Source organism: Pontibacter rugosus, assembly GCF_042678745.1.
In the GTDB taxonomy this organism is placed as follows: domain Bacteria; phylum Bacteroidota; class Bacteroidia; order Cytophagales; family Hymenobacteraceae; genus Pontibacter; species Pontibacter rugosus.
Genome location: NZ_JBHTLD010000033.1, coordinates 1 through 21,546, shown reverse-complemented (window position 1 = coordinate 21,546; position 21,546 = coordinate 1). Strand labels below are relative to the sequence as shown.

11 protein-coding genes are annotated in these 21,546 nt (G+C 49.9%); 9 read left to right on the top strand and 2 right to left on the bottom strand.

What is annotated here, in order from left to right:
• The first annotated feature begins 95 nt into the window (after positions 1-95).
• Positions 96-4,439 (top strand): hybrid sensor histidine kinase/response regulator transcription factor, encoded by a 4,344-nt coding sequence (locus ACFQ2O_RS05745; RefSeq protein WP_377523803.1) that lies wholly within the window; start codon positions 96-98, stop codon positions 4,437-4,439.
• A 387-nt stretch (positions 4,440-4,826) separates the two neighbouring features.
• Here ACFQ2O_RS05745 and ACFQ2O_RS05740 read toward each other — a convergent pair whose 3' ends face one another.
• Positions 4,827-5,711, bottom strand: coding sequence for a helix-turn-helix domain-containing protein (locus tag ACFQ2O_RS05740; RefSeq protein ID WP_377523800.1), 885 nt, complete (start codon positions 5,709-5,711; stop codon positions 4,827-4,829).
• Positions 5,712-6,191: 480 nt separating this feature from the next.
• Here ACFQ2O_RS05740 and ACFQ2O_RS05735 point away from each other — a divergent pair, with 480 nt between their 5' ends.
• From ACFQ2O_RS05735 to ACFQ2O_RS05705, 7 genes are all read left to right on the top strand, one after another.
• Positions 6,192-7,346: a glycoside hydrolase family 26 protein gene (locus ACFQ2O_RS05735; protein WP_377523797.1), complete on the top strand. Its 1,155-nt coding sequence runs from the start codon at positions 6,192-6,194 to the stop codon at positions 7,344-7,346.
• Positions 7,347-7,370: 24 nt separating this feature from the next.
• Positions 7,371-9,275 carry a sodium:solute symporter family protein gene (locus ACFQ2O_RS05730; protein WP_377523794.1) on the top strand — a complete coding sequence of 635 codons (1,905 nt, stop codon included), beginning with the start codon at positions 7,371-7,373 and terminating at the stop codon, positions 9,273-9,275.
• 36 nt (positions 9,276-9,311) lie between these two features.
• Entirely contained in the window at positions 9,312-10,523 is a 1,212-nt protein-coding gene (locus ACFQ2O_RS05725) for a glycoside hydrolase family 130 protein (protein WP_377523790.1), read from the top strand.
• 1 nt (position 10,524) lies between these two features.
• Positions 10,525-11,751: an AGE family epimerase/isomerase gene (locus ACFQ2O_RS05720; protein WP_377523787.1), complete on the top strand. Its 1,227-nt coding sequence runs from the start codon at positions 10,525-10,527 to the stop codon at positions 11,749-11,751.
• A 68-nt stretch (positions 11,752-11,819) separates the two neighbouring features.
• Positions 11,820-13,040, top strand: a complete 1,221-nt coding sequence (locus tag ACFQ2O_RS05715; RefSeq protein WP_377523783.1) for a glycoside hydrolase family 26 protein — start codon at positions 11,820-11,822, stop codon at positions 13,038-13,040.
• Positions 13,041-13,100: 60 nt separating this feature from the next.
• A complete protein-coding gene (locus ACFQ2O_RS05710; protein WP_377523779.1) occupies positions 13,101-14,429 on the top strand; it encodes a glycoside hydrolase 5 family protein in 1,329 nt (442 codons plus the stop codon).
• A gap of 36 nt (positions 14,430-14,465) precedes the next feature.
• Entirely contained in the window at positions 14,466-15,695 is a 1,230-nt protein-coding gene (locus ACFQ2O_RS05705) for a glycoside hydrolase family 27 protein (protein WP_377523776.1), read from the top strand.
• Positions 15,696-16,142: 447 nt separating this feature from the next.
• On the opposite strand, the gene ACFQ2O_RS05700 is transcribed toward ACFQ2O_RS05705, so the two are convergent.
• Entirely contained in the window at positions 16,143-17,507 is a 1,365-nt protein-coding gene (locus ACFQ2O_RS05700; RefSeq protein WP_377523772.1) for a sialate O-acetylesterase, read from the bottom strand.
• Positions 17,508-18,367: 860 nt separating this feature from the next.
• On the opposite strand from ACFQ2O_RS05700, the gene ACFQ2O_RS05695 reads away from it, so the two are divergent.
• On the top strand, positions 18,368-21,505 hold the full coding sequence (locus ACFQ2O_RS05695) for a SusC/RagA family TonB-linked outer membrane protein (protein WP_377523769.1): 3,138 nt from the start codon (positions 18,368-18,370) through the stop codon (positions 21,503-21,505).
• Positions 21,506-21,546 lie beyond the last annotated feature (41 nt).

Genomic DNA, 21,546 nt, shown 5'->3' with positions numbered 1-21,546 from the left:
CAGTTTTCGGCAATGCAACTATGTATGCTGCATTAACTTGTAACACATGGCAGTAGCAAGTATAAAGTGGCCTTTCAAAACCTGAAGTATAAAATATGATGATCAGACTGTGGTTGGTAGTGATGTTGCTAAGTTGTTCCCTGCTGGGGCATGCTCAGTACAACGAGCTGAAATTTGAACATCTGTTAAAGGAGGATGGCCTCTCCTGCAGTGATGTCACCAGCGTGGTGCAAGACAAGCAGGGTTTTATCTGGGTTGGCACCATTGATGGCCTAAACCGCTACGATGGCTATAATGTTAAAACGTACCGGAATGACCCGGAAGACTCCACCAGCCTCTGTGATAACAAGATCAGCGTGTTATTTGTAGATCACCAGGGCGTGCTTTGGATCGGGACAGAAAACAGCGGGCTGAGCAGGTACAACAAAAACACCGACTCCTTTACAAACTTTGCGCCCCAGGTGTATGATGAGCACAGCCTTTCCTACCACTATGTAACTTCCATTACCGAAGATGCCACCAAGCAACTTTGGGTAGGTACCTTGTGGGGGCTCAACAAATTTGATCGAAAAGAACAGCGTTTTGATCAGTATCTCAGAGACATAAAATTGCAGGTTACTCCCGAGACTGTTACCCATCTGAAGGAGCAGGGGCTGGCAGCCCGTTTTCTGACGGCCCTGCGCAGGCTGGAGAAAAAGGAGTTCCACAGCCGTGCCAGTTTCCTGGCTGCCCTTAGAAAGCTGGTGCCCCCAGCCGATCTCCTACCTTACGAGCATCTTATCCAGTCTTACATACACGTGCGTACGCAGGCGGAGAGCATACGCTCGCTGGAGGCTGATACCAAAGGAAACGTGTGGCTTGGGCTTGAGCAGGAAGGCCTCGCCTTGTTTAATCCTGCCAGCGGAAAAATGAACCGTTACAGGCATCAGCCAGGCAATCAGCACTCGCTGAGCAATAACGAAATCATGAGTCTGGAACTGGACGGCAACCAACTCTGGGTTGGCACGCGTGGCGGCGGCCTTAACAGACTGGATATCGCACAGAATAAAGTATACCGCTACCCTTACCTCAAAGAGCGTAACCACATCAAAGATATCCTCAAAGACAGTAAAAATAGAATCTGGTACGGAGACGGCTTTTCCCTTAGCCGCTACAACCGGCAGGAAGACAGTTTTATAATGTATGAAACCTATAACAGCAGAAGCTCCGGACAGACGGCATTGGCGGTGAACGCGCTGTATGAGGATGTACAGGGAACCTTATGGATGGCTTGCTTTCAGGGAGGCGTAGTTAGGACTATCGTTAACAATCCGTTTATACATTTTAGCCAGAATACTAGCACCAAAAATGGACTAACCAAGTCGAGCGTTTCTACTGTGCTGAAAGACAGCAAAGGCAACTTGTGGGTGGGCTACTATACCATGGGTATTGATGTGTGGGATGCGCAAACAAATACGAAGACCCATTATACTTCTAATCCTCAGAATGCTTATAGCCTGGGAGGAGGTACCGTTTTTAAGATATTTGAAAGCAGCGATGGTACCATCTGGGTGGGCACCTATCGGGGAGGCCTGCAGTATTTCGACACCGCCAGCAAACGCTTTGTGTCTTACAGGCATGAGCCGGGTAATCCAAAATCCATCAACGGAAACGACATCCGGGATATTGCCGAAGACAAGCAGCAGAACTTATGGGTAGCTGTGCACGGCGGCGGGGTAGACAAGCTGGATAGGAAAACAAACACCTTTACGCATTACCGGGCCAACTACAGCGACTGGCAGCACTCACTGGCTAATGATTGGGTATTCACCGTGCTGGCTGATGACAAAAACCGTATCTGGGCTGGGAGTGTGGCAGGGGTAAGTATACTGGAGCCGGGCAAACAGGACTTTATCAGTTATAGCCATCATAACAGTGCGTTGAGCCATAACAACGTGCGTTCCATCTTCTCCGACCAGAAAGGCAAAGTATGGATAGGAACTGAAAACGGACTGAACCGCTATGATGAGCAGAAAAAGGATTTTGTGGTATACACCGAGAAGAACGGGTTAGCCAATAACTTTATCATGGGTGGGGTAGCTGATAAAAAGGGCAACCTGTGGATCAGCACAAACAACGGACTTTCTAAATTCGATGCCGCTACGCAGACCTTCCGCAATTACAGTAGGCTGGATGGGCTGCAATCAAACGAATTCTTTCCGGGTGCTTATTCTAAGGGTGGAGACAATGAAATATACTTTGGTGGAAAAAATGGTTTAAATGTGTTTAACCCGGAGCATATCCGTGATAATCCCTACAAAACACCTGTCGTTATCACTGACTTTAAGCTTTTCAACAAGCAGGTACTGGTGGGGAAGGACCAGTCGCCTTTAAGTAAAAGCATAAGCGAAACACATGAAATCACGCTCTCACACGACCAAAACGTGATGAGCTTCGAATTTGTGGGGCTCAACCTGGTGCGTCCTGAGAAAAACCAGTACGCGTATAAAATGGAGGGCTTCGAGCAAAACTGGAACTATGTAGGCAACCGCCGCGACGCTACCTACACCAACCTGGACCCGGGGGAGTACACGTTTCGGGTGAAGGCGGCCAACAACGACGGCCTGTGGAACGAGCAGGAAACATTACTGAAGATAACTATTCGCCCGCCTTTCTGGCAGACAGGCTGGGCCTACGCCTTTTATGCCTGCTGCATTCTGGGAATCCTCTACGGGTACAGAAGCGCAACGCTTTACCTGGAGCGGCAGAAGAACAAACTACGTTTGCAAAAGCTGGAAGCTGAAAAAATACATGAACTGGATACCCTTAAACTTAATTTCTTTGCCAACATCTCCCATGAGTTCCGTACGCCGCTCACCCTGATTGGTGACCCGGTTAACAAGTTGGTGCGGGAAGGTAGCGCTATGGCATCGGAGGAGCGTTTGGGCTTGTACCAGCTTATTCAGCGTAACTCTAACCTGTTGTTGCGCCTCATCACCCAATTGCTGGATGTGTCGGAAGCGGATGCGGGCATGATGAAACTGAAAGTGGTGAAGTGGGACATGGTGCAGTTTGCCAGAAGTATAGCCGATATGTTCTCTTACAAGGCGGAGCGCAACAACATCGTGTATCTTTTTACTTCGGATGTAGATGCGGCAGAAGTATACTTCGACCCGGATAAGCTGGAGAAGATCCTGTACAACCTGCTGTCCAACGCCTTCAAGTTTACGCCGGAGTATGGGAAGATCACAATAAAGCTGTCTTTGGAGAAGGATGTGAAGCTGCTATCGTCACGGCTGGTGGCAAAGGATCCTGCGCCGGGTGCATATGCCCGAATAGAAGTGGAGGATAGTGGTGTGGGGATTCCGCAGGAGGAAAAGGACAAGATTTTTGAGCGTTTCTTTCAGGTGGAAAAGAAAGGCTACCGAAAGAAAGGCTCAGGCATTGGCTTAACTCTTGTAAAGCAACTGGTGGAGCGGCATTACGGCGACATAGATGTGGCCAGTGAAATGGGAAAGGGAAGTAAGTTTACCATTTGGCTGCCTGTTAACAGCCAACGGTTCACCACAGAGGAGCTTGCATTTCCGGACGTGGATGCGAAGCTGGATGAACTGCTGGCCGGCAAGGAAAATATACCAGCTGTAACTGATGCAGATGCAATAGCTGAAGCACAGTTGCCAAGTGAAGTACCGTTGCTGCTGCTGGTGGAAGACAGCCAGGATGTGCGGCGCTACCTGCACTACAATTTCAAGGGGATCTACCGCATAGAGGAGGCCCGCAATGGCGCAGAGGGCTTTGAAAAAGCGAAGGCCAAGATGCCGGACCTCATCATAAGCGATGTGCTGATGCCGGAGCTAAGTGGAATTGAGCTGTGCGAGAAACTAAAGCAAAATGAAAGTACGTGCCACATCCCGGTCATCCTGCTAACGGCCCAATCTACCGAGTATAGTCAGCTGCAGGGGCTGGAAACAGGAGCAGACGACTACATAGCCAAGCCATTTAGCGTGCCAGTGCTCAAGGCTAAGGTAAAGAACCTTATTGCCAGCAGAAAGCTCCTGAAGCAGCAGTTTCTGGAGGACCCGAATTTCGAGCCAGAGCAACTGGCTACAAACTTCCTGGACGAGAAGTTTATGGAGCGCCTTGTGCAGGTGGTAGAAGCGCACTTGCCTGATTCAGGCTTTAGCCCTGATATGCTGGCCAGCGAGCTGGGCATGAGCCGATCGCAGCTTTACCGCAAAATGAAAGGCCTCACCGGTTTGTCCGTTAGTATCTTTATCCGGAACATCCGACTGCGCCACGCCACGCTTCTGTTGCAGGAAAAAAACCTTACAGTGGCAGAAGTAGCCTACAGCACCGGCTTCAGCGATCCTGCTTACTTCAGCAAATGCTTTAAAGAACTGTACGGCAAAACACCAACAGATTATGTTCAGGAATTGGGAGAGGCTCTTTCGGGTAGTTGATTTTGTAGAAATAAACCAACTACCGCAGGATTTCATCTTGTGGTTGAAATGAGGAAAGCTTTCAGCTTTCGTAGCTCGCTTGCAACTTTTTCTGTACAAGATTAACTCTACGGAGGGGGGCTAGCGCAAGTATTTATACTTGTGCCTAAGTATAGTGTTGGGTTTACAATCCGACGGGCGCGCAGCGTTCTACTAAGGCGGCAGTGGATAGTTTCAATTGGCGGCCTGATTATAGGATGCTTCCGCCAGTTGGAAGCTGGTACCATTTCGACCACAAGTTGAAAACTTGCGGTAGCTATCTTTTTAAGCTAAAGGTATTGAGACAGTAGCTTTAAAAGGGCAAGTCAAATTCCCCGTTTATCATACGTAAGTCAACCCGCACAAAAACTAAATAAACACCCTGGTGCCGGAGTAATTAAGGCGGAACTCGGTAGGAGTGCAGCCGTTTTTCTTTCTGAAGATGCGGTTGAAGTAGGATAGGTTGTTAAAGCCACTGCTAAAAGATACTTCCGCCACGGTCTGTGTGGTGTCAATTAGTAGGCGGGAAGCGTGGCCCAGGCGAATTTCGTTTAGGCTCTCGATAAACGTGCGGCCGGTTCGTTTCTTAATAAAACGGCTGAAGGACACTTCCGGCATGTTTACCACTTTGGCCACATCGGCCAGGGCAATATCCTTGTCGAAATGCGCTTCCATAAACTCAAAGGCTTTCTCAATCCGGCGGCTGTTGTAGCTGAACTGCCCTTCGGAAAAAGAGGCATTGGACAAGGTCCGCATGTCGCGCGACAGGGCCAGGTCGTGCAGGAGCGACATCAGTTCCAGGACAGAGTCAAACCCGCTTTTGGTGGTGAGCTGCTCGATACGCTCCCGGAAGGCGGCGGCTGTTTCCTTTGAGAAAACAATTCCTTTGGAAGCCCGCTCCAGCAGCGCCCGTACATGACTAAGCTGGTTGCGCCGCAGGAACCGGTCATCAAACAGGTCGCGGTGAAACTGTATCGTGATCTCGTAGATAGACTTGCTTTGGCAGGTATGGTTAAACCACCCATGCGGCAAATTACTACCCACCAGTACAAGTTCTAAGTCGTCGATCACCTCCACATTATCCCCTACAATACGTTTTGCCCCGGCGGCATCAAGTATAAAGTTCAACTCAAACTCCTCGTGCGTGTGCAGCGGGAAATTAAACTCCTGCTTCACCCGCTTAAAAAACGTAAAGCAGTCGCTTGCATTCAGGGGCGTAATTTCCCGGTAAATGTTTGAAAGGTGATCTGACATGATGCCTGTTAAATAAGTATTAGAAGTAGGGCTATTTAAATTTAGCTCTTTTTAGCTAGAATCAGCAAAGTAAATCTAAATAAATACTTTCCAGGGAGGTGCTGCTGCTGTGTTATAACCTTAGCGATGCTTTTAAAAAATAGCCTTCTGAAGTATAGCAAGTATAGTGTAAGGGTGTTTATGCACCTGATCAGGCTTCTCCTCTAGCTGTATCGGCTTTTATACTTATAAGTGACCAGGGAAGTGTTGGAATTAATTAAAAGTGGATGGCTATCTGTTGGGCCATCTGAAGTCAATGAAATGATAAAATAGTATTATCCTGACAAAGGAGATAGTTGGTATATTTGGTGAGTGATTTTAGGTTGAGTTGTTGGAGAAAGGCCATAGCTTAAAAGTATCTTAGAGTTATGCCTTTCTTTTATCATCCTACATAGTATAGCAGCTACGTCGCACACTGTTTAAAGGACAAAGTCATACCATATGCTAAAAATGCTTCTGTTAAGTATAGCCCAGGTGCTTCTCGTGAATGTGCTCGCGGCGCAGCACCTGCCGATAGATGCGAAAGCCAGCAAGGAGACAAGGCACCTATACGCCAACCTGCAGCGGCTAAGCGAACGGGGTGTGATGTTGGGGCACCAGGACGACCTCGCCTACGGCGTTAATTGGAAGTATGAAGACGGCCGATCAGACGTGAAAGAGGTGGTAAGCGATTACCCGGCTGTTGTTGGCTGGGATTTGGGTCACCTGGAGTTAAAAAGCCCCATCAACCTTGATAGTGTTCCCTTCGCTAACATGCGTGCCTACGTGCAGCAGGTGTATGCACAAGGTGGACTCAATACATTCAGCTGGCACCTCAACAACCCCGTTGATCCCTCCAAATCAAGCTGGGACAAACAGGACTCCACCATTCAGCAGCTGTTTGCAGATAAAAAGGCCATGCGCCAGTATAAATCGTGGCTAAACGAAGTTGCCAAATTTATGAAGAGCCTGAAAGGAGCAAATGGAGAAGCTATTCCGGTTGTATTCCGGCCACTGCACGAGCATAACGGCAGCTGGTTCTGGTGGGGCCGCGACCATGCCTCCCCCGAAGAGTACAAGCAGCTTTACCGCTTCACCGTAGAATACCTGCGCGATAAGAAAAAGGTGCACAACCTGCTCTACGCCTACTCACCTGATAAATTCAAGACAAAAGAGGAATACCTGGAGCGCTACCCCGGGAATGCCTACGTGGACCTGATTGGCTTTGACGTTTACCATCGCCCCAACCCAACCGACACTGTGGATACCTTCGTGGCCGACACGCGCCGTATGGTGGAGCTGTTGCGGGAAATAGGTGAGGAACGGAACAAAGTATACGCCATCACAGAAACAGGCCTGGAACGCATTCCGCAGCCTACTTGGTGGACAGAAACCTTGTTGCCCATCATACAAAACAGCGGACTATCATACGTGCTGCTGTGGCGAAACGCCCGGCCCGACCACTATTACGTGCCTTACCCAGACCAGGAAAGTGCCTCGGATTTCAAGAAATTTTATCAAAAGGCAGAGACGCTTTTTGGAAGCGATGTAAAGGCAGCAGACCTCTATAGTCCGGTTACTCCGGCAACGGAAGCCAAGGCAACAAGTGGTTACTAAAAGTATAGCTCAATAACACAGGAAATGAAATTAGCAGCAATAGACATTGGTATTATCGTGAGCTACCTGGTGGCCGTTGCCGCTATAGGCTTGATACTGAAGAACCGGGCAAAGCAAAACAAGGAGGCCTACTTGCTGGGTGGCAATACGCTGCCTTGGTACGCGCTCGGTCTTTCGAACGCCTCGGGCATGTTTGATATTTCCGGTACCATGTGGATGGTGATGCTGGCCTTTGTGTATGGCCTGAAAAGTATCTGGATTCCGTGGCTCTGGCCGTCCTTCAACCAGGTTTTCCTGATGGTATTTCTGGGCATCTGGCTGCGGCGCTCCAACGTAACCACCGGGGCGGAGTGGATGCTGACCCGCTTCGGCAGAACAAAGAGCACGAACAAATCACACGCCATTGTGGTGGTGTTTGCTCTGCTTAGCTGCCTTGGCTTTCTGGCCTATGGCTTTATCGGTCTGGGCAAGTTTGTAGAGATATTTATACCCTGGTCGGTGGTGCAGCCTTATGTGCCGTTTACCGTTTCTGCCGAGTACGTGCCGCATGTCTACGGTTTAGTCTTCACGCTTTTCGCCGTTTTCTACTCTATACTAGGCGGTATGGCAAGCATTGTTTGGGCCGATGTACTGCAGTTCGCCATCATCACCATTGGCGCTTTTGTGATCGGCTACATCGCCATCGAGAACATTTCTGCCGGAACACTGGTGGTGCCGGAAGGGTGGAAGACGCCATTTTTCGGGGCAACGCTGGACATGGACTGGACCGGCATCCTGGACGACGTAAACACTAAGATTCAGGAGGATGGCTTCTCACTCTTCGGTATCTTCTTTTCGCTGATGCTTTTCAAAGGCGTACTGGCAAGCTTGGCTGGGCCAACGCCGAACTACGATATGCAGAAAATCTTGTCAGCCCGTACGCCGCAGGATGCAGCCAAGATGAGCGGCTTTGTATCGTTGGTGCTGATCCCGACACGCTACCTCATGATCATCAGCTTCACGGTGCTCGCGCTTCTGAACTTTGAACAGCTGAATCTGGAAACGGGAGGCCGCATTGATTACGAACAAATACTGCCTGCCGCTATCGTGAACTTTGCCCCGACCGGTATACTTGGTTTGATCGTAGCAGGCCTGCTTTCTGCCTTTATCGGCACCTTTGCCGGTACTTTAAATGCAGCGCAGGCTTACATTGTAAATGATGTGTATCTCAAGTACGTCAACCCCACAGCACCTAACTCCGTGGTGACAAGTATGAATTACCTGTCGGGTATCCTGGTGGTGGTGCTAAGCGTGGTGCTGGGCTTCTTCGCCAAAGATGTAAACAGCCTGCTGCAGTGGATCGTGTCGGGCCTTTACGGGGGCTACATCGCGGCCAACGTGCTGAAATGGTACTGGTGGCGCTTTAACAGCAACGGCTTTTTCTGGGGCATGCTGTCAGGTATAACTCCGGCGCTGATTTTCCCTTTCTTCTTCGATGGGCTGGACCTGTACTATTTCCCGGTGCTGCTGTTGCTCTCCCTGATCGGAAGTATAGTAGGTACGCTGGCCGCTCCGCCCACCGACATGGAAACGCTGAAAAGCTTCTACAGCACCGTGCGCCCCTGGGGCTTCTGGGGACCAGTGGATAAACTGGTTAAAGTGGAAAACCCGGACTTCCAGGAAAATAAAAGCTTTTGGTTTGATGTGTTCAATGTGATTATTGGCGTGGTGGCACAGATGAGTCTGACGCTACTGCCCATCTACCTGGTTATCCAGATGCAGACCGAGCTATACATTACCTTAGGTGTATTTTTAGTATGTGCCGTGGTGATGAAGAAAACCTGGTGGGACCGACTGCCAAAAGACAGCCCCGCTATACCGCCTAAGAACCCGAACGCAGAAAAGCCACCTAAAAAAGACCCTGTAGCGGTAGCTGGCGGCAATTATTAGAATTTACTACAATCAGAAATAACAACCATTTATACAATGGAATCTACTTTTAAAGAAAGACTAAAGCAGTTGGAGTGTGCATATCATACTTTAATTACCCGGGAGAACCCGAAGGAGGAATTGGGGAACGGCGTGTTCGACCGCTATACGTACCCGGTGCTCACAGCGCAGCATACGCCGCTTTTCTGGCGCTACGATTTTAATCCGGAAACGAACCCTTACCTGATGGAGCGTTTCGGAATTAATGCCGCCTTCAACTCTGGCGCTATCAAACTGGATGGCAACTACCTGCTGGTGGTGCGGGTGGAGGGAGCTGACCGAAAGTCTTTCTTTGCCGTGGCTGAAAGTCCGAATGGCATCGACAATTTCAAGTTCTGGGACCGGCCCATCACCATGCCCGAAACAGCAGTACCGGATGTAAATGTGTATGATATGCGCCTGGTGCAGCATGAAGACGGCTGGATTTACGGCCTTTTCTGCACCGAGCGGAAAGACCCCGCCGCCAAGCCAGGCAATGAGTCGTCGGCTGTAGCCCAGTGTGGTATTGCCCGCACCCACGACCTGAAGACCTGGGAACGCCTGGCAGACCTGAAAACGCCATCACCGCAGCAACGCAACGTGGTGCTGCACCCGGAGTTTGTAGACGGCAAGTATGCCTTTTACACCCGTCCGCAGGATGGCTTTATAGAGGCTGGCTCTGGTGGTGGCATCGGCTGGGGATTGGCTGACTGTATTGAGAATGCGGTAATTGAGAAAGAAACGGTGCTGGATGCGAAACAATACCACACCATAAACGAGGTGAAAAACGGGCAGGGACCGGCACCTTTGAAAACAGAGAAAGGCTGGCTGCACCTGGCGCACGGGGTGCGTAACACGGCAGCAGGCCTGCGCTATGTACTTTATACTTTCCTGACCGACCTGCAGGACCCTACAAAAGTGCTTCATAAACCAGCTGGCTATTTTATTGCGCCGGAGGGCGAGGAGCGGATTGGCGATGTCTCTAACGTGGTGTTCAGCAATGGCTGGATATTGGACGACGATGGAACTGTGTTTATCTACTACGGCTCCTCCGATACGCGCATGCATGTAGTTACCACCACGCTAAATAAACTGCTGGATTATGTGCTGCATACTCCAACCGACGAGCTGCGATCAGGTGCAACGGTGGAGCGCCTGAATATACTGATAGATCAGAACCTGGCCTATTTAAAGATACAACCAGCCGTATTGGCCACAGCCATTTCCTGACATGACCCAAACAGCAGCATCGGTAGACAGGCATAAGGTGAGTGCTTATAAGGTGGAGGCAGCTTCCGAACTCCAGCGTATTCTGGCGTTTTGGGAGCTGCATGCTGTTGATGAGCAGCAGGGTGGCTTTGTTGGAGAAATGAACAACGACGGGCAGGTGCAGGCCGGTGCTCCAAAGGGAGCGGTGTTGAATGCTCGTATTCTGTGGACGTTTGCTGCGGCTTACCGACACAGCAAACATGAAAAGCACCTGCTGCTGGCGAGGCGCGCCTACAACTATCTGGTCGGGCATTTTATAGATGTGCAACATGGTGGCGTTTACTGGGAGATAAGTGCGGCAGGAGAACCGCTGAACACGCGCAAACAAGTCTATGCGCTAGCCTTTGCCATCTACGGCTTAAGCGAATATCATCTTGTAACCGAAAATCAGGAGGCGCTGAAGTATAGCCAGCAACTGTACGAGTGGATAGAGCAGTTTAGTTTTGACAAGGAGCATGGCGGCTATTTTGAAGCCTTTAGTCGGGAGGGGGAGCTGCTGGAGGATTTGCGTCTAAGTCCGAAAGACCGCAATGATCCAAAGACGATGAATACGCACCTGCACATTTTAGAGGCCTATGCCAACCTCTACAGGTGCTGGCCTGATGCGCAATTGGCGCAGCAACTGGAAAGCCTTATTAGGTTGTTCCTTGCTAAAATTGTGGATGCTGAAACAGGCCACCTGCAGCTGTTCTTTACCCGGGAGTGGAAGCCAACAGCTGATCTGGTATCGTACGGGCATGACATTGAAGCTTCATGGCTTTTGCTGGAGGCAGCGGAGGTGCTTGGGAAGGAGGAGTTAACCGAAGAAGTGAAGGCGCTAAGTATAAAAATGGCTCGCGCCACAGCAGAGGGTTTGCAACAGGACGGTAGTCTGTACCACGAGCTGGACCGCAGCAGGCAGCAGTACGACACGCACCGCGAATGGTGGGTGAGCGCCGAGGCCATGGTTGGTTTCCTGAACGCTTATCAGTTCACCTCTGATCCTGCCTTTCTGGAGCAGTCGCTGAACTCCTGGGCTTTTGCGCAAAAGCATTTGCTGGACAAGGCGAAGGGCGAGTGGCTTTGGGGCGTGAACGACGACTACAGCCCGATGGACGAAGTAAAAATTGGCTTTTGGAAGTGCCCGTACCACAACAGCCGCGCTTGTCTGGAGGTGCTGAACCGCTGCCAACGCTTACTGGAAAGCTGAAGCATAAGAATTTATACTTAGCCTTGATAAGATAAATCAACTGACCCTGATCATACAAAAGTTCCTGCATGAAAACGTACAGACTTTTACTATTTGCCGCCTTTATACTTTGCAGCCTTTATACAAGGGCCCAACAAGCTACCGCGCTGGTGGATGAGGATGCTACGCGCAAGACTCTTTTCCTTTATAATAACCTGAAGAAGCTGGCGAACAGCGGCACGCTTTTCGGGCAGCATGAAGCGATGGCTTATGGTGTTGGCTGGAAGGCAGTGCCCGGTAGGTCGGATGTGAAGGAGATCAGCGGCGCTTACCCCGCCGTGCACGGGTGGGATCTGGGTAAGATTGGCTCTGAGAACAGCATCAACGGCGTACCCTTTGAGGATGTGCGGGACTACATTCGGGAAGTATACAAGCGTGGCGGCATCAACACAGTGGCCTGGCACATGGATAACCTGGCCAGCGGCGGCAACTCCTGGGACACCACCCATGTGGTAAAAGACATGCTGCCCGGCGGCAAAGCACACGCAGCCTACCTGCAAAAGCTGGACCTGGCGGCAGATTTCCTGAAAAAGTGCCGCGCGAATATCTTCACCCCGATCCCTATCATCTTCCGCCCTTACCACGAGCACAACGGCGATTGGTTCTGGTGGGGCAAAGGCTATACTACCGAGGCGGAGTTTGTACAGCTCTGGCAGTTTACCGTGAAATACCTTCGGGACGAAAAGAACGTCCATAACCTGATCTACGCGTTCTCCCCGGACCGCAGCAGAATGAATTTGGCAGAAGGAAAGGCGGCTTACTTCTACGCCTATCCCGGCGATGACTATGTGGACATTATTGGGCTGGATGATTACTGGGACATGGGCTTTGAAGGCAACATCAAACCCATTGCGGAGCAGAAAGCAGATCTGATCCAAAGTCTAGCGCTCTTAGACAGCATCGCAAGAGACAAGGGAAAACTGGCGGCGCTAACCGAGACCGGTCTCGACAAACTGCCTATCTCCAACTGGTATACTTCCCATTTGCTTCGTGCGCTGGAGGAGGGGCTGGAGCCGCTGCAGATCTCCTACATCATGGTGTGGCGTAATGCCAACACCGGCCACCACTACAGCCCTTACAAGGGGCACCCGGCGGAGAACGACTTCAGGCAGTTCACAGCCGACGAGCAGATCCTGATGGAGCCGGACATCCAGCACCTGTACAAACGAAACAAGTCGCTGCTGCGCAACAGTGCCAAAGGCAGAAAGTATAGCAGCCTGCAAACTGCGCCTGCATCCACAGGTGAATAAAAGGCAGCAAGTATAAAGTGCACAAGTTTAAAACAAGTAGATTAACCTAAACCATACTATATGAACATCCGGCTTATCCTTATTGCGCTACTGTTTTTCCCGGCCATGCTGTCGTGGGCACAGGGAAGCAAAGGCTTTATTAAAGTGGCAAACACGCAGTTCGAGCGTGATAGTGCGCCTTATTATTTTATAGGTGCTAACTACTGGTATGGCATGAACCTGGGCGCCACCACCACCGGAGGCAATAGGGAACGCCTGCAGCAGGAGCTGGATCAGTTGAAACAGCTGGGCGTAACGAACCTGCGCATCATGGCGGGGTCGGAGGGGCCGGACACGGAGCCGCACCGGGCAAAACCTTCGCTGCAGCCTTCGCCGGGCAAGTATAACGCACAGGTGCTGGAAGGCCTTGATTACCTGCTGGCCGAAATGGCAAAGCGCGACATGACAGCGGTAGTGGTACTGAACAACTTCTGGGAGTGGAGCGGTGGCATGGGCCAGTACGTTTCTTGGGCTACCGGCGATACCATTCCGTACGCACCGCCCGCTGGCACCTCTAGTTGGGATGACTTTCAGCGTTTCTCGGCCTCCTTTTACAATAACAAGAAAGCCACCAAGCTGTACCGCAAGCACCTGAACTTTATCATCAACCGGGAGAATAAAATCAACGGCATCAAGTATAAAAATGATCCCACTGTTATGGCCTGGCAACTGGGCAATGAGCCGCGCGGCTACAACAATAAAGAGACATACCGCAAGTGGGTGCACGAAACGGCGGGCTATATTAAAAAGCTGGACAAGAACCACTTGGTAAGTATAGGCAGCGAAGGCAACACCAGTTCGCACCATGCCGGCAACGATTTCTACGAGGATCACCAATCAAAAAACATCGACTATGCCACCATGCACATCTGGATACAGAACTGGGGCTGGTTTGATCCGCACAAGGCAGCAGAAACTATGCCCGGCGCTGTGGAGAAAGCAACAGCTTACCTAAACGAGCACGTGGCCGCCGCACAGCGGCTAAACAAACCGGTGGTGCTGGAGGAGTTTGGCGTAGCCCGCGACAACGAAACCTTTGCCACAGGCACACCCACCGACGCACGCGATGCTTTTTACAGGCGAATCTTCGAGGCTGTGTATAACCAGGCCAAGGCAGGAAAACCCATCGCAGGAGCCAACTTCTGGGCTTACTCCGGGGCGGGAAGACCGGCAGCGGCGGAAGGCGGCAATTACTGGAAAGTAGGGGATAACCTGTTGGGAGACCCGCCGCACGAAAAGCAAGGCTGGTATTCTGTCTTCGACTCAGACGCCTCCACCTTAGCTATCATTCAAAAGTACGCTGAACTGATGCAGCGCCTGCAAGCTAAAGCAGAAGCTGCAGCGGAATAAACACTTCATACTTCAAGATCACAAAAAGCTATACGTATGAGAAACACACTTTGCCTCCTCCTTTGCCTGTTCGCCCTCACGGCAGTGGCCCAGAAGCAGCAGGGGCTGGCCCTGACACCACCCATGGGCTGGAACAGCTGGAATAAGTTTGCCTGTGATGTAGACGAAAAGCTTATCCGCGAAACGGCTGATGCCATGGTAGTTAGCGGTATGAAAGAGGCGGGCTATGAGTACATCGTGATTGATGACTGCTGGCACGGCGAGCGCGACAGCCTGGGCTTTATTCACCCTGACCCGAAGCGTTTTCCATCTGGCATAAAAGCATTGGCAGACTATATCCATTCCAAAGGGCTTAAGTTCGGGATTTACTCGGATGCCGGCTCGGAAACATGCGGCGGCCGCCCCGGCAGTCGTGGGCGTGAGTACCAGGATGCCCAAACCTACGCCAGCTGGGGAGTAGATTACCTGAAGTATGACTGGTGCAAGACGGAAGGACTAAAAGCAGAAGGAGCTTACATGACCATGCGGGATGCCTTAACTGCCGCAGGAAGACCAATTGTGTTTAGCATCTGCGAGTGGGGCGATAACCAGCCGTGGGAGTGGGCGCAGGATGTAGGCCACCTCTGGCGCACTACCGGCGACATCTACAACTGCTGGGACTGTGTTTACGACCACGGCACCTGGAAATCGTGGGGTGTGATGCAGATAATTGATAAGCAGGACGGCCTGCGCAAGTATGCAGGCCCCGGCCACTGGAACGACCCGGACATGATGGAAGTAGGCAACGGCATGCGCACCAACGAAGACCGCGCGCACTTTGCCATGTGGAGCATGCTGGCCGCGCCGCTGATTGCCGGCAACGACCTGCGGACAATGAGCAAAGAAACCCGCGAGATACTGACCAACAAAGAAGTAATTGCCATCAACCAGGACCCGCTCGGCATTCAGGGCTTTAAATACTCGGCACAGGATAGTATGGATGTATGGTTTAAGCCATTAGCCAACGGCGACTGGGCCATGTGTGTGTTGAACCGGAAAGGTACGCCCCAAAAAGTAACCTTCGATTGGAGCAAACATGCGGTGAGCGATACCATCTTCAACCATCAGCTGAAAACCACCCAGACCAAGTATAAACTGCGTGATGTATGGGCGAAGAAAGAAATCGGAACCACAGCCAAGGCTTTGAAAGCAGAAGTACCCGCGCACGATGTGCTGATGCTACGGCTTAGCAGCAGCAAACCAGCGAATAAAGCGGCTAAGTCTTAAGCGCCGCAAGTGTAGCTGGGTACAACTAACAGTACTCTTATAAGTTAAGTAAAAAGACAGCACTACTTTATACTATAGTGTCATCCTGAAAGGATCTTGTGGGCGAGCTAGAATAGCTTTAATGGAGCGCAGGTACCTCTCGCAACCAAGATCCTTTCGGATTGGCTACAAAAATACAGGTTAAACTACTTTCGTTTCCATACTTAGTCATACACATACTTCAGTTTCACTCTATTTGCCTTACTTCCATACTTTAACCCAGAAGTTACTCCTCCCGAGTGTGGAGCAGCAGTGGCCAGGGAAGCAGCAGAAGTGCAACAGAGCTAGTGCTGGAGCGTGCGCAAGTATAAAAACTGTTAGAGATGAAAGCGGCAAGTATAAAATGCACTGCATTTTATACTTGCCGCTTTGTTTATGAAGTATATGGGGCAAAGCCCTCTCTTCGCTTTACTGCAAGGAGATAGGCCAATCGTCGGTGCGGAAGCTGGAAGCAGGCAGGCCTTCGGTATTGAAGAGGTTTGGCTCTGCCGTGTTGCTCCAGGCGAAGCGTACGGCTTTCGGTTTCTTCACGCCCGGAGCACTTACCACAATCGTGTTTCCATCTACCTTTGCTTTGGCCGGAACAAATTTTTGGTCTTCCCCGGCAACTTCAAAGTGCGTCAGGTTCTTGCCTTTCACCATCAGTCCTTTTTCAGCATGGTCGAAGTATAAGCGGATTTTGTTTCCCTCTGTTTTCATTTCCCGGTACAGCGGGCCTGAGACTGGCAGGTTTTTCCTGCCGTAGGTTTTGTTCAGGGCGATGTTAGCAAACCGCTTTCCTACATCTAGTTTGTTTCTTGGGTGGATGTCTTTGGTGTTGCCGATATCGTTTATCACCACCATGCCTGTGTTTGGAACAACAAGCGACTTGCGCTGGGCGTCCCGCAGCAGCACACCTTCCTGTGGGCGTCCGTAGGTGAAGGGGGCTATCTGTGCATAGTAAAATGGAAATTCATAGCCCCACTCGCTTCGCCATTGCTTGATCAGGGCCGGAAACAGGCGTTCGTAAGATTGTGGGGCGGCCGTGTTCGTTTCGCCCTGGTACCACAGCACACCGGCAATGCGAAAAGGAATCAGCGGAGCCAGCATGGCATGGTAGGTTTTTCCCGGCTCATGCGGCGCCCACTCCATGGGTGCAATCTTTTTGGCTGCCTCGGCCAGCCCAGGGTCTGATGTGATTACCTCCGGCGCCATCCATACTTCCGCTGGCGTGCCTCCCCAACTACTGTTGATTAACCCGATGGGCACATCCAGTTCCTGGTGCAGCTCTCTGCCGAAGAAATAGGCAATGGCGCTAAAGTCAATCATCGTTTCCGGTGTACTAGCTTGCCATTCTCCGCCCAGGTCCAGTTGCGGGGCGTCTGCAGTGCGGTGCAGCACGTTAAAGAAGCGGATGTTCGGGTAATCTGCGCCCTTTACAGCCTCTTCGGCGTTGTCAATCCCGGCGCGGGCGCTCCATTCCATATTCGACTGGCCAGACACCAGCCATACTTCGCCGATCAGCACATCTTCCAGTACAATCGTATTATAGCCCTGCACCGTCACGCTATAAGGGCCGCCGGCAGCGGGAGTCTTAACCGTAACCTTCCAGTGTCCATTTGGGCTGGTCACGGTTTTGACCGCTTGCTGGTTCCAACTGGTCGTGACACTGATAGGTTCCTGTGCCTTTCCCCAGCCCCATATTACCACGTCGGCATTCTGCTGCAGCACCATGTGGTTGTTGAAGATTGCTGGTAACCCGACGTTAGCGAGTAGCGGTGAAAGAGAGCTCATAACAATAGCTATACAGAGGCAAGCAAGATGTTTTTTCATATATAGGGTGTTGTGTAAAATGACTGTTCAGGTGGTGTTGCTGTTCTGCCATCTGCTTTTGGTGCGGAAGAAGATCCTCCGCCAGCGGCGACATCGGTCTTTTTCGCTAAATCAATTCAGAATAGCTACTATTCCCGAGGGCTACTCACCAATGATTTTCTCTTCCTGTACCATGCTACAGTTGTGTTGGGAGATGGCAGATTTAAAGTACGCCATTCTATTCAAATTCAAAAAGAGGAGTGGCTTCTTGTAAGAAATAACTTCATTTTGATCAAACAAATGATAAAAAAGTATTATCGCTTGAGGGGTAAAAGAAATAACTTTGGTTTGGAAGTGAGTAGTTACTTATGACTCTTTAGTGTCGTTTCACTTCAGGCTTTAAAGTGCAGCAAATGCTTTAAAATAGCTTTTTTACAGCTCGTAGAGGGAAATGGTGAAGCGATGCTAATGATCTGGTTATTAATAGGTTGTGGGTGTTTTATATTCTGATGAAACAATAGTCATAGATTTTGAGACAATAGTTATAGCGCTGAAATAAATGCGTGACGATATTGGAGGCATGAAAGTGAGTACATACTTTTGATTAATAAATCTGATTGATGGGCACGCTTGCCAGGCAAGATCTGAAACTATCGCAAAAAGCTATTGGCTCACCTTTCTAAAATTGAAAAAATTACCCTTGATTAATTTAAAACAGCATGCGCATAAAATGGAGTGACACGTGAAGTTCAAAAGCCGTTGGCAGCAGAACAGGGCCTGTCGACAACTTTTAATTTCCACGTTCAATTAATTGAAACGAGAGTCTAATCAAATTTAATGGTATGAAAAGAATTTTACTTTTTTGTTTAATGTTGGGATGGCTTCTTCCTGAGGCAGTTGCACAGATCCAGGTCAGCGGTAAGGTGACTGAGGCATCCTCTGGCATTACACTGCCAGGTGTAACCGTACTGGTGAAGGGTACATCTACCGGCGCTACAACAGGCGTTGATGGAAACTTTAATATTACAGTGCCAGGTCCTGACGCTGTTCTTGTGTTTTCTTTTATTGGCTATAACCCGCAGGAGGTAACAGTTGGAAATCAGTCTGTTATTAACGTGCGTATGGCGGAAGATAACAAGTTGCTGAGCGAGGTAGTTGTAACGGGCTACGGCGAGATCAGAAAGAACGACCTGACAGGCGCCCAGACAACAATCAGTACGGATGCAATAGAGAGGACAGTCAACACGACCATTGAGCAGGCTATCCAGGGGCGTGCTGCCGGTGTTTATGTTACTCAAAACACGGGTGCACCCGGTGGTGGCATTTCTGTTAATATCAGAGGTGTAAACTCTATTAACGGCAGCAACGAACCTCTCTATGTAATAGATGGTGTGCAGATCCAAGGATCTACCTCTCCGGGAGGCTCTAACCCACTTTCTACATTGAATCCATCGGACATTGAAAGTATGGAGATTTTACAGGGGCCTTCGGCTACAGCGGTTTACGGCTCCAGAGCCACAAATGGTGTGGTTTTGATCACGACAAAGCGCGGCAAGTCTGGTGAGGTAAGCATCAACTACAGCTTCCTGGGCAGTGTGCAGGCTGCGCCGCAGGAGCTTGAAGTAATGAACATGCGCCAGTATGCGCAGATGGAGAAGGAATATAAGGCTATTGCAGGTGGGGTAGTTCGGCAGGAGTTCTTAGATCCGTCTATACTTGGCGAAGGTACAAACTGGCAGAAAGAGCTGTTCCAAACGGCACCGATGCAGAAGCATCAGATAAGCCTGAGCGGAGGTGGTGAGAAAACCACTTACTATTTATCAGGCGAGTACCTGAACCAGGATGGTATTGCGATAGGGTCAGGGTTTGACCGCTTTTCTGTACGCTTGAACATGGACAACAAAGCAAAGGAATGGTTGACGATCAACGGAAATTTCAACTATGCTCAAACAGATGAAAGGCTATCGACAACACAGTCAAACATTATCTCAAGAGCCATTCAGCTGCCTCCGCATATTCCTGTGAGAAACATAGATGGTTCTTATGGTGGTGGTACTGTTACCCCTACAAACACTTCGGAGCAGTTTACACCGCCTAACCCTATTGGTATTGCCAACATCACGACAAATGAACTAGCCAGAAAGCAGTTCCTGGGTGGCCTGACAGCCACATTCCGAATTTTGGAAGGATTGGACTTCAGAACATCAGTGAACGGGAACGTAAACTTCTCTAACTCTACCTACTTTCTTCCTACCTATCAGTTTGGGTACCAGAAAAACGTAGAAGCAAGGCTAAACAACAGAGATGAGTTGAATACCTACTGGAACTGGAACCAAATGCTGCAGTACCAGAAGCAGTTCGGCAAACATAGCCTGAATGTGATGGCGACGCATGAGTCACAGGAGTCTACCTGGAGAGTATTGTCTGGAGAAAGACGCGGTTTCCAGACCAACGATGTAATTGACCTGAATGCTGGGGACATTCTGACCAGCGTTGCTGGAGGTGGTCATGGCGATTGGGCCATGGAGTCTTACCTGGGTAGGGTTAACTATAACTTCGACGACCGATATATTCTGCAGGCGGCTTTCCGTGCAGACGGTTCTATTAACTTCGGCCCGGAAAACAAATGGGGATATTTTCCTTCTGTATCAGCTGCCTGGAGAGTTTCGGAGGAAGACTTTTTTAACATCCCATTCGTGAGTGACCTGCGCTTGCGTTACGAAATAGGCCTTACTGGTAACCAGGGTAGCAGTGGTGCTATATATGGCACTCTGGCTCCAGGTCCTACACCATGGGGCACAGGTTTTCTTCCTAACCGATATCCAAATCCTAATTTTCAGTGGGAGGAGACAAAAACGAACAACTTTGGTATTAACCTGAGCTTGTTTGAAAACAGAGTACAAGTTGAAGCAGACTACTACATCAAAGATACTGATAACCTGATCTTACAAGCTTCCTTGCCTTGGTATATGGGTACGAATGGTAACGGTGCTGTTAATCCGCCGACTGTAAACATTGGCTCCCTGCAAAACAAGGGGTGGAGCTTAACTCTTAACACTGTCAATATCGACAACGCAGGCTTCAGGTGGGAGTCTAACTTCAACATATCACATTTCAAAACAAAAATAAAGAGCCTTTCTACGGAGAGCAGTATTCTTAACCGCCGCACCAGAGAATGGAATGAGTGGGAGCAGCGTACTGTGGTAGGCCAGGCTCCATGGTTGTTCTGGGGTTATATAGAAGATGGCATTTTCCAGGACCTGGAGGACCTTCAGACCAGCCCAAGACCAGCCGATAACAATGGCGTGCCGTTCCCTATAGCAGAAAACAGCATCTGGGTGGGTGATATAAAGTACCGTGATGTCAATGGTGATGGCATAATCACTGGCGAAGATCAGACGTTTATTGGCAATCCGTGGCCTAAGTATTATGCGGGTTTTACCAACAACTTCTCTTACAAAGGATTTGATCTAAGTGTTTTGATTACTAGTACTATAGGGAACGATATTTACAACTACCTGCGTTCCGAGAATACCAATCCGAACAACATCAACCTGGGCCGTAACCTGTTTATAGGTGCGTTTGATTATGCTAAAGTAGATATGGATCCCGAAGGCAACCCCTACCTGTTGAACCCTAACACGGATGTAGCCAGGATAACAAGCTCAAGCAAAAACAACAACTTCGAAAGACACACGGATAAATATGTGGAAGATGGCTCTTTTGTAAGGTTAAAGAACGTTACGCTGAGTTATAACCTGCCTGCCTCGTTGCTTGGTAACCAGAAGATTGTGAGAGGTGCCAGAATAGGCGTAAGCGCTCAGAACATAGCCACTATCACCGGCTACTCAGGGTTTGATCCGGAGGTTGGTTCGCACGTTGGAGGCTTGGAGAACCCCAATTCAGCTGCTATTGGTGTAGACTATGGCCGCTACCCACTAACACCGATTTACTCTGTGAACATTGGTATTGATTTCTAATTAACACACACACACACACACAAGAAAGATGAAAAATAGAT